Source organism: Lysinibacillus sp. RU7 (assembly GCF_057837305.1).
This window is the reverse complement of record NZ_JBYQFK010000003.1, coordinates 107,675-121,861: the sequence shown is the minus strand read 5'-3', so window position 1 is coordinate 121,861 and position 14,187 is coordinate 107,675. Positions and strand designations below refer to the sequence as shown.

The following is a 14,187-nucleotide window of genomic DNA, read 5'->3' as shown; positions in this document are numbered from 1 at the left end:
ACAAAAATGCTTCGTTTTTAATCGCGCCTTACTAAACAAAAAGTAGAATGTACTCTTCGGCAACTGGCTGACATAGTTGTATAAACCTTAGTCCCTATAGCTTTGCGTCCCTAAATTTCTTTAGGTTTGCCTATTCAATTTTTCTACTTTAAAGAATAGCATAGTGAGAATTATTTCCAAAGAACAATTAGCACTAAATTTATTACTGCTTATTAGGTTAAATGGGCGAGGAGATTAAGTGAACAAAAAGTGAACTCACTAAATGATAGGTAATAGGGTAGGTAGAGAAGGGGACATACCAGTTCGCCTAAACGTTGAAGAATTGGTATGTCCCCATTCTGTTACTTATAATCAATATTCTTATCGAATAAATACGCCTTCTTTTACTACGACTTCGCCTGCTTTAATGACTGTATTTGTATGGTTCATGCCGTAGAAATATTGCAATTGTTTATAGTTTGGTACATTGAGTAATAAGATATCGGCTTTTTTACCAACTTCTAAAGAGCCAACCTTTTCACCACGATTAATCGCATAGGCGGCGTTAATCGTTGTCGCAACAAGTACTTCTTCCATTGTCATCCCCATATTCATACAAGCTAAATTTTGGATGAATGGTAAAGAAATTGTCGGTGATGAGCCTGGATTGAAATCGGTAGAAATCGCGACAGGTACACCGCGATCAATCATGAGTCGTCCACGTGCAAAAGGGGCACGTAAGAAAAATGCTGTCCCTGGTAATAGTACGGCAATTGTGCCGGCTTTGGCCATCGCTTCAATACCTTCATCAGACGCCACTAATAAGTGCTCTGCAGAAATGGCACCAAGCTCGGCTGCAAGCTCAGCTCCTTCGTACGGTTCGATTTCGTCCGCGTGAATTTTTGGTGTTAGACCGTATTCCTTCCCAGCTAATAAAATTTTTCGAGATTGCTCGGGTGTGAAGACGCCTTTTTCACAGAAAACATCATTAAATTCTGCTAAACCGAGCTCCGCTACTTTTGGTAGCATTTCGTTAATGACTACATCAACAAAATCATCTTCTCGTCCTTTATATTCACTTGGTACAGCATGGGCACCCATGAATGTAGAAATAAGGTCGATTTCGTGTGTTTCTTGTAATTTTTTGACTACTTCCAGCTGCTTTTTTTCTGTTTGCCAATCTAGACCGTAGCCGGATTTCGCTTCAATGGTTGTGACACCGTATGTTAAAAATTGATTTAAAATTTTAGATGATTTTTCATACAACTCATCAAAAGAAGCTTCACGTGTTTTGGTTGTTGTATAGTGAATACCACCGCCTGCATTCATAATCTCCATGTAGGTAGCACCACGTAAACGCATATTTAATTCGTGTTCGCGTGTACCTCCATGGACAAGGTGCGTATGGCAATCGACAAGGCCTGGCATGACGACTTTGCCCGTTGCGTCCACAACGTCTGCCTGTGCCACTTGCTCGGCAAATTGTTTTTTGATTTCAGCGAGAGGACCAATCGCAATAATGCGATCGCCCTCTACTAAAATACTGCCATTTTCAATAATAGATAACTCATTCATGGCTTTGCCTGTACGTGGTCCATTTACGGTACTTTGCATCGTAATAATTTCATTTGCATTTTTGATTAATAATGGCATATCAGCATCATCCTTTTAACATTGGCATATTAACGCCCTTCTCTTTTGCCGTACGAATAGCAATCTCATAACCAGCATCCGCATGACGTACAACACCCATACCTGGGTCAGCTACTAATACGCGGTTAATTTTGTCTGCTGCTAGTTGAGATCCATCTGCTACTAAAACTTGCCCTGCATGTTGTGAGTAACCCATACCTACGCCACCGCCGTGGTGAATACTTACCCAGCTAGCACCACCAGCTGTATTCACAAGTGCGTTCAGTAATGGCCAGTCAGATACAGCGTCTGTACCGTCACGCATACCTTCTGTTTCACGGTTTGGAGAAGCAACCGAACCAGAGTCTAAGTGATCACGACCAAATACGATCGGTGCTTTTAATTCACCATTCGCTACCATTTCGTTTACACGAAGCGCAAAGCGGTGACGGTCACCATAGCCTAGCCAGCAAATACGAGATGGTAGCCCTTGCCATTTAACCATTTTTTGTGCCATATCAATCCAGTTAACTAATCCTTCATCATCCGCAAACATTTCTTTTGCAAGTGCATCTGTTTTATAAATATCTTCTGGATCACCTGATAAAGCTGCCCAGCGGAATGGTCCTTTCCCTTCACAGAATAGCGGACGGATGTAAGCTGGTACGAAGCCAGGGAAATCAAAGGCATTTTCTACACCCATTTCTTGTGCGTATGCGCGGATGTTATTACCGTAGTCAAATGTTTCGGCACCTGCTGCTTGGAATTCAAGCATTGTACGAACATGCTCTGCCATTGTTTCTTTTGCTTTTTGTTCGTATGTTTTTGGATCATTTTTACGCAGTTCTAGCGCTTCCTCGTAGCTCATACCATTTGGCACATAGCCGTTAATTGGATCATGTGCGGATGTTTGGTCTGTTACAAAATCAGGAATGATGCCACGATTTAATAATTCACGGTTGACATCTGCACAGTTGCCAACTAAGCCAATAGATGCAGGTTCTTTTGCCGCTGTTAATTTGTTAACTAACTCGATTGCTTCATCTACTGTTTCAACGATATAGTCACAGTAGCCTTCTTTGATTTTACGCTCGATGCGAGCACGTTCTACTTCGACCACCAGAATAACCGCACCAGCCATTTTCCCTGCTAATGGTTGAGCACCACTCATACCGCCCATACCACCAGTTAAAATAAACTTACCGCTAAGGTCTGGTGTACCGAATTTTTTCTTGCCAGCTTCTACAAAGCTTAAGTATGTTCCTTGTAAAATGCCCTGAGCACCGATGTAAATCCAGCTACCAGCTGTCATTTGTCCATACATCATTAAATTGCGTTCTTCTAATTGATAGAAGTGCTCCCAGTTAGCCCATCCTGGCACTAAGTTCGAGTTTGCAATTAATACGCGTGGTGCGTTTTCATGTGTTTTGAATACAGCAACTGGTTTCCCAGATTGCACAAGCATTGTTTCGTCATTTTCTAGCTCTTTTAATGTTTCAATTATTTTATGGAAGCTTTCCCAGTCACGTGCTGCTTTCCCGATTCCTCCATATACAACTAACTCATCAGGATTTTCTGCTACTTCTGGGTCAAGGTTGTTCATTAACATACGCATTGCTGCTTCTTGTGTCCAACCTTTACATGTTAATTCATTGCCACGTGGTGCACGGATATTTGTTTTGATTACCATTTGTTTATCTCTCCCTTTGTTTAGAACTTACTCTTATTTTATGTTTCTGAAAAGTCTAAATAAATAGAACAATCACTTATTTTATAGTAAAATATTTATATAAAAGAGTTATCTTTTGTTGAAAACTAGATTTTTTTAAAAAATAGAAAAAATTTAAGGGGTGAAAAGGGTGCTGATTATCATAGCAGAATCAGATATAGAAGAGGCACAAGGGATTGAATGGTTCTTAAAGGCGTACATCCCGCATCGTTTGTATATTAAAAAGGGAATAAACACGGAGCAGGTCATACGCTTTATCGAAGAAGAGCAACCACAGTTACTAATTATTGATATTGCATTCATTAATATGACATTAAAATTATTGCTTCAAAATTATCCCCATATGCACATCATTTCAACGACGATGCAGCCGATGTTTCAGTATGCAGCGACGGCGATTGAAATTCAAAGTAGAAAATTATTTGTTAAACCGATTCCACTAGAGGATTTAAAGAAAACGATATTATCTTTGCCATTAGCCAAACATGAGCCCGTACAATCTATAGCTTTGCAACGGAAAAATGTGTATGATGAAATTTTTTACCGTGAAGACGGGGCTATTGTATACGAAACGTTTTTCACGATTGAACTGAAAAATGTAGGGATGATGGGGGAGTTGGCCAAGTGGTTAAGGACATTAACGATTTTTCAGAATATCGATGTATACCCTTTGAATAAGCGAATGATTTGTTTTGTCGATTCTTTATCTCAAAAAGAAATGTTTAAAGTAGGGCGTTTATTGATTAATGAATGGAAAGAACAGCACGGTGAAGTGATTAATATTTGTTTTTATGATGAGGAACCTACTACGGTTAATGCGATGTATCGTAAAGTAATCGCAAATTTATCACATCGTTTTTATAAAGGATATGAGCAAGTATTTTTTGCATCTGATCCGATAAAATACGATACGTTTGATCCATTACTCACACCGGAGCAGCAGCAATTGTGGATATATAGCTTGGAAAATGGAGATATGGCGATGTTAAAAGCATCCTTACTACAGTTACGCCAGCAGCATTATTATCATGAAGAGGTACGTATTCATTTAACGAGTGTGCTCGCACAAATTCGTCGTTTTATGATGAAATACCATTTGCAATTAGACTCACATTTAGAAAAACGCTATCGTAATTTATTTCATATTATTTTGGATGAGCCAATTCTGCATGTGATTTTACAGGAAATTATAGTGTTTTTACAATTACTGTTACAAAAAGTGCAGTCGATTCATGCATCAAAACAAGCTGATTATACGGAACAAGCGATTGCCTATATTGAGCAACATTATGCGGATTCATCGATTAGCTTACAGCAAATTGCACGTGATATTGGCATCAATGCTAATTATTTAAGCTCACTTTTTACGAAAAAGCAGGGGTTGCATTTGAAGAAATATTTATCCAATTATCGAATTCAGGAGGCAAGTAAACTACTGTTGACAACGGATATGCCCGTATCAGAAATTGCTACATTATGCGGATTTGAAGATGTTAATTATTTTATTAAAGTATTTAAACAATATTTTAATGATACACCGTTAAAATATCGCCATCAGCATAAAGGTAAATAGTTTACAAAGAAGCACGCACATCGGTAGAAGTTTACTAATGTGCGTGCTGTTTTGTTATACTTTTTCATTTTTTAGCATCATATTACGGTACTGAGAAGGGGTTTTGCCAACTATATTTTTAAATACACGACTAAAATAACGAGAATCATAGTATCCGATTTGATTACTAACGTCAGAAATCGATAGATTCAATTTAAGGAGAAGTTCTTTAGCGCGCTGCATACGTAAATTAGTAATGTACTCGATAAAAGACTGTTTCGTTACTTTTTTAAATGCGTTGCTAAAATAGTTCGGTGTTAATTGGACGGTTTCGGCTACTTCTTCTAACGTAATACCATGACAATAATTTTTTTCGATAAATTGAATAGCACGATTGATCGAACCGGACGTTTTAGAGCTATGTGCTTTTGAGAGTGCTTGTATTAAACAGTGAATGATTTGCTGCATCCATTGTTGAATTTCAGCAATATTTTCGAGCTTTGGTAGTTCTTTTTCGATTTCGTTGTATAGCTTGATTATTTCTAATGAATCCACACCGCCCTCCATCGTGGCCCGACATAGGGTCACTACAATATTAGAAATAACAACCTTGAATAAATGTGGTTGTATAGTGGATTTCGTAAATAGCTTTTTTTCAAGTATGCTGTACTCATCTTGAATACCCTCTATATCACCAATCATTAATTTATTGCAAAGAATGGAGACATCTAAGTCAAAAATCAACTTGGAAGTATTATAGGTTTGTTGAATCTCGCTAATATGAATGATACTTTGTTTCCCTTCGTAAAACTTTTGTTCTTGGGCTAAGAAGGATTCTTCGTAGGCCATATGTAAGTTACGTACATCACTATAATAATTACTAATACCAATCGTTAAGGAATATTGCGTTTGATCAAAAACATATTGACGGAGTTTTGTTGCAAGTTCCTTCATTTCAAAAAAGTATTCGTATTCATATGCTTGTACATTGGCGGAGTATAAAATAGCAATTTTATCTGTACCCGTTGTGACGGTGATAGTTTCTAATTTTTGTTCTGTAAAAAATTGATCAATAGTATCCATTACATGTTTGCGAATGGTATATTCCCATTGTTCGCTTTTGCGTTCGACCATTTTAGCGAAATCATCAATATGTACAAGGAGTACAATATTAGGAAGTTGTATACTCCCCGTTAAACTATAACGATCCCAAATACTCTTAATGTTTTTGATATTACCATATATGAGATCATATGCTAGGCTAAATTTCATATAGGCGATATGTTGTTCATCTAAACGAATAGAAGGTTTATTTAACTCTTGGAAAGAATTATGCACAATTGTTTCAATATATTGGTGCAGTAGTGACATTTCGTGCATTTCGAAAGCCTCACGAAAGCCAAGGTGCATCAACTGCCGATATTTTGTTAAAGAAATCACATCATCAAACGCGATATATATATTATCTTGAGTAGGTAGAGAAAATAGTGGGTCATCCATATCACGCATGTCTATGATAAAGATACCCTCTCTGGATGAAGTGGAAAAAAAATCATCAAATTTGATATACTCTTGTCGAATGTAGCAAAGATTTGGGAAATGAATATCTTTTCGTACATCTTCATTTGCGACGACAATAATCTGCTTGACCATTAAACCACCTCACACATATTAAAATTTGTATTTTTTTAGCTTCTCAAGCATTTGCTGTGCTTTTTCGTATTGAGCATCTGCATGGCGAATAATATTCATCGCAGGGTCAATTTCAAGAACCTTTGTAAGTTTTTGTAGGGAATTTTCTGTACCATCTATGACAACAGACATTCCCGTATGAATAGATTTGCCGATTCCGACACCCGCACCATGTTGTATCGAAACTAAAGAAGCACCACAGCTTGTATTTAATAAGGCTGTTAAAATTGGCCAATCTGCTATCATATCACTACCATCTAGCATGCTTTCTGTTTCACGATGAGGAGCAGCAATTGTACTTCCTTCAGAATGGTCCCGTGTCATCACAATAGAGCCTGATAAAATGTTATTTTTGACGAGCTCATGTAAAATTTCTCCTACTAAAATACGTTCCTCGTAGTTTAACCAACAAGTTCGAGCAGGTAAACCATGGAAATTTAGTTTTTCTTGGGCATATTGAATCCAACGTATTAAGCGCTCGTTGTTTGGAAAGCGATTAAGCAAAATATTATCAATAATATAAATATCATTAGGGTTTCCTGATAACGCAATCCAACGGCAAGGACCACGCCCTTCAAAATAAAATGGTCGAATATATTCTTTTGTGAACACCGGAAAAGAAAAAGCTTCCATCAATCCATTACTAAAAGCTTCTGCTCGAATATTATTCCCATAGTCAAAAACAATCGCACCTTTTTCTTGAAATTGCAGCATCGATTTGACTTGTTCGACAATGGAGCGTTTGGCGAATTTTAAATATTCCTTTGGCTTTTTTGTTCGTAAATAAGTAGCTTGCTCAAATGACAAGCCTTGTGGGATCAATCCATTTAATAAATCATGAGTTGCCGTTTGGTCCGTGACAATATCAGGAACAAACCCTAAGTCTAGGCATTCCTTATAGACATCAATGGCATTACCGACTAGGGCAATGGCATAAGGCATTTTTTTATGAGCAGCTTCTTTTGCTAAGGTGATTGCTTCTGTTAAATTATCTACCTTTACATCACAGTAGTTATTTAAGAGGCGACGATTAATTTTGCTTTCATCTATTTCGACAATAATTGAAACCCCGCCATTCATCGTAACAGAAATAGGTTGCGCACTACCCATCCCACCGAGTCCAGAGCTTAAAACAATTTTACCAGCAAGTGAATGTTGAAAATAGCGTGCTGCGATTTCGTGAAATGTCTCAAAGGTTGTTTGTAAAATCCCTTGTACACCAATATATGACCATGATGCTGCCGTAGCTTGTCCATACATCGATAAGCCTTTATCACATAAATAATTAAAATGTTGCATATTTGCCGTATCAGGAGCAAGCATAGCAGCTGTAATGAGCACGCGCGGAGCACTTTCAAATGTTTGCATAATAGCAACGGGTTGCCCAGATTGAATAAGCAATGTTTCATCAGGCTGTAGAGCTTTTAAATAATGGAGTGTTTCATGAAATGTTTCGTTATTTTTTGTTGCTTTGCCCACTCCACCATAAACGATAAATTCAGGACTATTTTCTGCAACACGTGGATCTAAACAATTTAAAAACATCCGATAAAGGCCTTCAATTTCATCATTTTGGCATTGTCGTTCTTGCCCAATAGGTACGCGAATGGTTTCCATAAGTACACCTCCTAGTCCGTTGTTACTTGTGCGATGGATTTTGAATAGCCTGCATAGGCATGTCGTAACAATGTGAAACGTGCTTGATTGTGGAAGAAACGATGAATTCTTTTTTCGGTTTCAATTTGCCCATCTAATACAAGGGAAGATAATGTGTGAATACTTGGCATAGTAGGGGCATGCTGTGCAATCGTTATCCAGCTAGCACCGCTACTTGTGCTAAGTAATGCTTGCAAAAATAGCCAATCAGCAATTGTGTCACTATTATCTTTTAAATTTTCGGTTTCAAATTTGGGTGCAACAGCAGTCGATGTATTATACAGCCCCTTTGACATGACGATAGGAGCCGATAAATGTTGTTCCGCTAGTAATTGATTTAATGCTATAGCAACAGCGATGGTTTCCTTTTCTGATAGCCAAAAATCACGTATATAAAATTGCTCGTGCTGACAGTATTGCTGAGAAATGTGTAGCCAGTGTTTTAATGATGCTTGTTCTATTTTTTCATTGAGTATTTTGTGAATGTATGCAATTTCTTGCTTATCATCGGATAAATACATGAAGTGAATATGTTCTTTTCCTTCAAGCAAAAGAGGACGTAAAAAATGTTGCATAGTCGTTTCGATTTTTTGCTGGGTATACGCTTTTATAAGCTGGCTAAGCCCATTTCCAAAATCCATTACGATTGTACCTCGGTCAATCAATTGTTGAATAGCTTGCATCATCTTTTGGATTTGTTCATCTGTAACGTTCATATAGAAAGACTGGCGGTTAAGTGGTGTTTGGTCAATCAGTAGTGTAGGGTGTGCACCGCTATTTGCTAGCTGTTCATATTGTTCTGTTACGTCACCGATCAATACAATAGCGATATATTGTTTTGATGTAATAGCTTGTTGAATATGATCAAGCGCCATTTTGGCATCATATTCAATATGATGAATGGAACCTTTTTCGAGTAATTGTTGTGCACGTAGCTCATTTTGGACAACAGTTAAAATAGGTGTTTGCAATAAAGAGGCTGCATCGACGGTTGCGCTGCTGAAAACACCGAGTCCAGAGCTTAAAATCCACTCATTTTCAAATGCACATATAATATTTTTCTGATATAACATCTCTTTCATCATGAAATACGTCGTATAGAGCACTGAATAGTGGCTAAAGTATGTAAGGTGTGCTACATGGCTTTCATTTTCCAGCACAAGATTTTTTTGTTGTAACTGGTCAAATATATCGGGAGTTGTCCAGTTGGGTACTAGCATATTATTCACTGTAATTAACCGTGGTGCATGATGATTTGTCTTAAATTTAGCAATTGGTTTTCCAGATTGAATAATCGCAGTTTCATCGCTTTTTAGTTGTGTCATGCTTTGTAAAGTATCGCTATAATTCGTTTGTCTAAGCAGCTGTTCACGCAAAAAAGGGGTATTTTTATAGTGTGTGAGCAGCTCGTAAAGTGTCTGTTGAATCCATTCGTCTCGTTCAAACTTGTCGCGTTGCACCATAAAAATCCCCCATTTTAATTCAATTTATTTTAATAAATGACCTGAAATAACCATTTTTTGTACTTGTGATGTCCCTTCGAAAATTTCAAGAATACGTTGGTCACGGTATAAACGCTCGACCGGGTATTCTTTCATGTAGCCATAGCCACCGTGAATTTGTACAGCCTTATTCACGACTCGATTGGATGCTTCTGATGTGAAGAGTTTTGATATAGCAGCTTCTTTTGAAATACGATAGCCTTCCTGATCCTTTAAACTTGCTGTGTAGTATGTATAAATACGTCCTACCTGTATATCTGCTTCCATCTCAGCAAGCATCCACTGGATCCCTTGATATTTTGAAATTTCATTGTTAAAAGCGATACGTTCTTTGGAATATTTTACAGCTTCATCAAGCGCTCTTTGTGCTAAACCGACTGCCATTGCAGCAATACCGATACGTCCGCGGTCAACAACTTGCATCGCAATTTTGAAGCCGTCTCCTTCTTGACCAACTAAATTTTCTTTCGGAATGCGGCAATTTTCGAAAATGATCTCGTCAGTGCGTGCACCGCGAATGCCCATTTTATCATCACCAGCACCGTAAATTAATCCTTCTGTCCCTTTTTCTACAATAAATGCACTAATGCCTTTTGTTCCAGCGGCTGTATCTGTTTTGGCGTATACAACAATAATATCTGCATAAGCCCCGTTTGTGATGAATACTTTTTGCCCATTTAATACATAGTGGTCACCATCTAATTTCGCTGTTGTACGCATGGCACCAACGTCTGTACCACCGCTTGGTTCTGTTAAACCAAATGCAAATAACTTTTCACCTGTACAGCCTGGTGTTAAATATTTTTTCTTTTGTTCTTCACTTGCAGCTAAAAACAAGCCATCAATTCCTAAATAGTGCGCTGTTAAAATAGATCCTGTTGCCGCGCATGCTGCTGTGATTTCTTCAACAGCGATAGCTTCTGTAATAGAGTCTGCACCTACACCACCGTACGCTTCAGGGTAGGCGATCCCCATTAAGCCCATTTCAGCAAGCATTGGAATGGTTTCAGTAGGGAAGCGATTTTCACGATCTAATTCTTCTGCTTTTTCTTGTAAGACTTCATTGCTGAAAGATTTCACCATTTTACGGATTTCAAGTTGTTCATCTGTGTAATTAAAATTCATAGTCTATTCCACCTTTTTATTATACTAGTTTTTTGTATTTTGAGAAAATTTCTTCGTTGTTTACCCCTAAGACAGGGATTGTTTTGTTAATCTGAGCAGGTGTTTCAGATAGTTTTACTGGGTTCCCGGTAATGCGCATTGTGCCAGCGGTTGGATGCTCTACATCAATAAGCATGTCGCGCTCAGCGATTAAAGGGTCTTCTGCAATATCTTTAATCGTATTAATGCGTGAAGCAGGGATACCAGATTGTTCTAAAATGTGCTCTGCCTCAATGGAGCTATAGTTAGCTAGCCATGATTCAATAATTTCTTTTAATTGTGTTTCATTTTCTGTGCGTAGCTCATCTGTTGTAAAACGTTCATCTTTTGAAAGCTCTGGCATTTGAATCGCTGCACAGAATTTTTCAAATAGACGATTATTGGCAATCGCAATGACTAAATAACCTTCTTTTGTTTTGAAAATATCAAATGGTGTACTAATTGGATGGCGACTACCGATACGTTCGGGCACTTCCTTGTTAATTGTGTAGCGAAGTACATTTGTTTCAAGCATGGCAAAAATACTATCCACCATCGAAATATCAACAAACTGTCCGACACCTGTACGTTGTTTATGGAATAGGGCGACCATTGTACCGTAAGCTGCATATAAAGCAGCACTCATATCGCCTAGTGAGTTTCCTGTACGTGTTGGGGGTGAATCAGGATAACCAGTAATACTTGCCATACCACCAATAGCCTGTGCGACTAAATCATAAGCAGGGCGGTGTGACAACGATGTATTTTGTCCGAATCCAGAAATAGATGTATAAACAAGACCGGGATTGATTTCTTTTAAAGTTTCGTAATCTAGTCCGAGTTTTTTGATAACGCCGGGACGGAAGTTTTCAACAACTACATCTACATCACGAACCATTTCTTTAATTAAGCTAATATGTTCAGGGTTTTTTAAATCTAGTTCGATACTTTTTTTCCCTCGATTCACAAGAGCAAAATAAGCACTTTCTCCATTTACATACGGACCAAAATGGCGTGTATCATCTCCGAAACCAGGTAACTCCACTTTAATTACTTCTGCACCCAAATCTGCTAAAAGCATTGTGCAATATGGGCCTGCAAGTACCCTGCTAAAATCTAGAATAGTAATCCCCTCAAGTGCTTTTACCATGTTTGATATTCCCCCTTTGATGATTTTCTTTATTGTCATCTATCGAAATATTTGTTACTAGCGTAAAAAAAATATGTATTTGTGGATTTTTTAAAGATTAAATAAGATAAAATGTGCACAAAGGTGCTTAAAACTTACAAAAGTGAGTTTTTTCGATAAAATGTCCACTTGTATGGGAAATAAACTATTATTAAAATTTTCTAAAAATAGAGTTGATCCAATCTATTTTTTACACAAGGGGAATCATTTAGCAAAGGGGGAGTATTATGACGAATGTAACAAGGGAGGAACACTTTGAATCAATTTCAGATTCGAAAGTACCGGAAGTAAAAACGACATCACTCGGCATATTTAAGTTTTTGGGGTTTAGCTTAATAGGGATATTAGCGTTCTTTATTCCATTTGAAATGAATGGAGCATCATCTATCTTATTAGACCATATTGTGACGTATATTCGTAATTCAGTGCCGACATTTGTAACGTATTTTGCGCTTATTGTGTTGTTATTAGGAGCAGCTTTACCGTTTTATGAAAAAACATGGAACAAATCAATGACAGATATGATCTTATCGGTGTTCAAAGTAATTGGTGCTGTTGCTGGGGTAATGTTAGTTTTCGGTTTTGGACCTGCTTGGTTATTTGAGCCAGATTTAGGACCATATTTATATGAGAAACTAATTAAACCGGTATCATTATTAGTTCCGATTGGGGGAGTATTTTTAGCTTTCTTAGTAGGGTATGGTTTATTAGAATTTATCGGGGTATTTATGCAACCAATTATGCGTCCGTTATTTAAAACACCAGGACGTTCGGCAATTGATGCTGTAGCATCATTTGTAGGAAGTTATTCACTTGGTATTTTAATCACAAATCGTATTTATTTAGAGGGGAAATATACGAAGCGTGAAGCAGCCATTATTGTAACCGGTTTCTCGACCGTATCGGTTACGTTCATGGTTGTTATTGCTAAGACATTAGAGTTAATGGATATATGGTTAACTTATTTTTGGGTATCTTTAATCATTACATTTACTGTAACAGCTATCACAACACGTATTCCGCCGATTAGTAGAATTCCGGATGAGTGTGCACCAGGCGCTACACCACAACCAGAAAAAATGATTAAAAAAGACCGTTTTAAACATGCATGGGCTGAAGCAATGGAAGTAGTCAATACAACACCAGCATTGCCGCAAAATATTTGGATTAACTTACGTGATGGTTTACGTATGGTCATGAATATTTTACCGACCATTATGTCCGTGGGTTTACTGGGGATGTTACTTGCACTTTATACACCGGTATTCGATGTGATTGGACTGATTTTCTATCCATTTACGTGGGCGTTGCAAATGCCAGAGCCTATGTTAACGGCAAAGGCAGCGGCATTATCAGTTTCTGAAATTTTCTTACCAGCACTAATTGCAGCTGGTTCGATGGAATTTACGCGCTTTGTTGTAGCGGTTGTTTCAGTATCGGCTATTTTATTCTTCTCAGCGATGATTCCATGTATTTTATCAACAGAAATCAAAATTAGCATTCCACACTTAATATTCACTTGGTTTGTACGCGTAGTGCTAACATTAATTTTAGTAACACCGGTCGCGATGATATTATTTTAAATCAAAATGTTCCTAAATCGATAGGTGGTTTAGGAACATTTTTGTGGAAATAGAAACGCCATATTCCGCATAGCTACGGTGGGAACTAGTTCACATAGTTAAAAGGCAAATAGCAAACAAGCACTAAATAAAAAAACGAATGAATCTATTAGCTAGATTCATTCGTTTTATTGATATGCATTTTATCACCGTAAAAGTCGCAGAGGCGATGATTACGTTCCCAAGCCTATAAAATGCACCTTTTGAATTACATATCCCAAAGAAGGATCAGTAGCGTACCTAAGATTGTAATAATGACCATTGCAAAGCCATATACGATGTTTGAGTAAATTGACCACTTATCTTCTGTTTCACCAGCGTGCATGAAAATCATAAATTGCAGGCCAGCTTGTAGGAATGCTGTAACTAATAGTACTGTAACCCCTGTTGTCATGGACATATCCATGAAGTAAACAAGTAGTGCAACCACAGTTAAAACTAAAGAGAATACAAATCCCATTACTTGACCGATCGGAAAGAACTTTGCCATA

10 protein-coding genes and 1 riboswitch are annotated in these 14,187 nt (G+C 37.7%); of the genes, 2 read left to right on the top strand and 8 right to left on the bottom strand.

The window, feature by feature from the left end; genetic code table 11:
• Nucleotides 1–55 precede the first annotated feature (55 nt).
• Nucleotides 56–141, bottom strand: a riboswitch (cyclic di-GMP riboswitch).
• 219 nt (nt 142–360) lie between these two features.
• Both hutI and hutU (AC3II9_RS03495) read right to left on the bottom strand, forming a co-directional pair.
• The gene (hutI, locus tag AC3II9_RS03500) at nt 361–1,632 is read right to left on the bottom strand and encodes an imidazolonepropionase (RefSeq protein WP_489153164.1); all 1,272 of its coding nucleotides are present in this window, start codon (nt 1,630–1,632) and stop codon (nt 361–363) included.
• 7 nt (nt 1,633–1,639) lie between these two features.
• The gene (hutU, locus tag AC3II9_RS03495; protein WP_489153162.1) at nt 1,640–3,301 is read right to left on the bottom strand and encodes a urocanate hydratase; all 1,662 of its coding nucleotides are present in this window, start codon (nt 3,299–3,301) and stop codon (nt 1,640–1,642) included.
• 169 nt (nt 3,302–3,470) lie between these two features.
• Here hutU (AC3II9_RS03495) and AC3II9_RS03490 point away from each other — a divergent pair, with 169 nt between their 5' ends.
• Nucleotides 3,471–4,913 carry a helix-turn-helix domain-containing protein gene (locus tag AC3II9_RS03490; RefSeq protein WP_489153160.1) on the top strand — a complete coding sequence of 481 codons (1,443 nt, stop codon included), beginning with the start codon at nt 3,471–3,473 and terminating at the stop codon, nt 4,911–4,913.
• A gap of 54 nt (nt 4,914–4,967) precedes the next feature.
• Here AC3II9_RS03490 and AC3II9_RS03485 read toward each other — a convergent pair whose 3' ends face one another.
• Genes AC3II9_RS03485 through AC3II9_RS03465 form a run of 5 tightly spaced genes read right to left on the bottom strand, consistent with a single transcriptional unit; the run spans nt 4,968 to nt 12,035 of the window.
• Nucleotides 4,968–6,545, bottom strand: a complete 1,578-nt coding sequence (locus tag AC3II9_RS03485) for an AraC family transcriptional regulator (protein WP_489153158.1) — start codon at nt 6,543–6,545, stop codon at nt 4,968–4,970.
• An 18-nt stretch (nt 6,546–6,563) separates the two neighbouring features.
• Nucleotides 6,564–8,201, bottom strand: a complete 1,638-nt coding sequence (gene hutU, locus AC3II9_RS03480; protein WP_489153157.1) for a urocanate hydratase — start codon at nt 8,199–8,201, stop codon at nt 6,564–6,566.
• A gap of 11 nt (nt 8,202–8,212) precedes the next feature.
• Nucleotides 8,213–9,703 (bottom strand): urocanate hydratase family protein, encoded by a 1,491-nt coding sequence (locus AC3II9_RS03475; RefSeq protein WP_489153155.1) that lies wholly within the window; start codon nt 9,701–9,703, stop codon nt 8,213–8,215.
• 24 nt (nt 9,704–9,727) lie between these two features.
• Nucleotides 9,728–10,867: an acyl-CoA dehydrogenase family protein gene (locus tag AC3II9_RS03470; protein ID WP_489153153.1), complete on the bottom strand. Its 1,140-nt coding sequence runs from the start codon at nt 10,865–10,867 to the stop codon at nt 9,728–9,730.
• A gap of 19 nt (nt 10,868–10,886) precedes the next feature.
• Nucleotides 10,887–12,035, bottom strand: a complete 1,149-nt coding sequence (locus tag AC3II9_RS03465) for a CaiB/BaiF CoA transferase family protein (protein WP_489153152.1) — start codon at nt 12,033–12,035, stop codon at nt 10,887–10,889.
• Nucleotides 12,036–12,301: 266 nt separating this feature from the next.
• Here AC3II9_RS03465 and AC3II9_RS03460 point away from each other — a divergent pair, with 266 nt between their 5' ends.
• Nucleotides 12,302–13,657, top strand: coding sequence for a YjiH family protein (locus AC3II9_RS03460; RefSeq protein WP_489153150.1), 1,356 nt, complete (start codon nt 12,302–12,304; stop codon nt 13,655–13,657).
• Between the two features lie 247 nt (nt 13,658–13,904).
• Here the strand turns inward: AC3II9_RS03460 and qoxD are convergent, their stop codons facing one another.
• On the bottom strand, nt 13,905–14,186 hold the full coding sequence (gene qoxD / locus AC3II9_RS03455; RefSeq protein WP_489153148.1) for a cytochrome aa3 quinol oxidase subunit IV: 282 nt from the start codon (nt 14,184–14,186) through the stop codon (nt 13,905–13,907).
• Between the last annotated feature and the right edge of the window lies 1 nt (nt 14,187).

What these genes read in the sequence shown, in the direction of transcription:
- hutI (WP_489153164.1), bottom strand. Translation starts at nt 1,632, where the DNA reads ATGCCATTATTAATCAAAAATGCAAATGAAATTATTACGATGCAAAGT.
- hutU (WP_489153162.1), bottom strand. Translation starts at nt 3,301, where the DNA reads ATGGTAATCAAAACAAATATCCGTGCACCACGTGGCAATGAATTAACA.
- AC3II9_RS03485 (WP_489153158.1), bottom strand. Translation starts at nt 6,545, where the DNA reads ATGGTCAAGCAGATTATTGTCGTCGCAAATGAAGATGTACGAAAAGAT.
- hutU (WP_489153157.1), bottom strand. Translation starts at nt 8,201, where the DNA reads ATGGAAACCATTCGCGTACCTATTGGGCAAGAACGACAATGCCAAAAT.
- AC3II9_RS03475 (WP_489153155.1), bottom strand. Translation starts at nt 9,703, where the DNA reads ATGGTGCAACGCGACAAGTTTGAACGAGACGAATGGATTCAACAGACA.
- AC3II9_RS03470 (WP_489153153.1), bottom strand. Translation starts at nt 10,867, where the DNA reads ATGAATTTTAATTACACAGATGAACAACTTGAAATCCGTAAAATGGTG.
- AC3II9_RS03465 (WP_489153152.1), bottom strand. Translation starts at nt 12,035, where the DNA reads ATGGTAAAAGCACTTGAGGGGATTACTATTCTAGATTTTAGCAGGGTA.
- AC3II9_RS03460 (WP_489153150.1), top strand. Translation starts at nt 12,302, where the DNA reads ATGACGAATGTAACAAGGGAGGAACACTTTGAATCAATTTCAGATTCG.
- qoxD (WP_489153148.1), bottom strand. Translation starts at nt 14,186, where the DNA reads ATGGCAAAGTTCTTTCCGATCGGTCAAGTAATGGGATTTGTATTCTCT.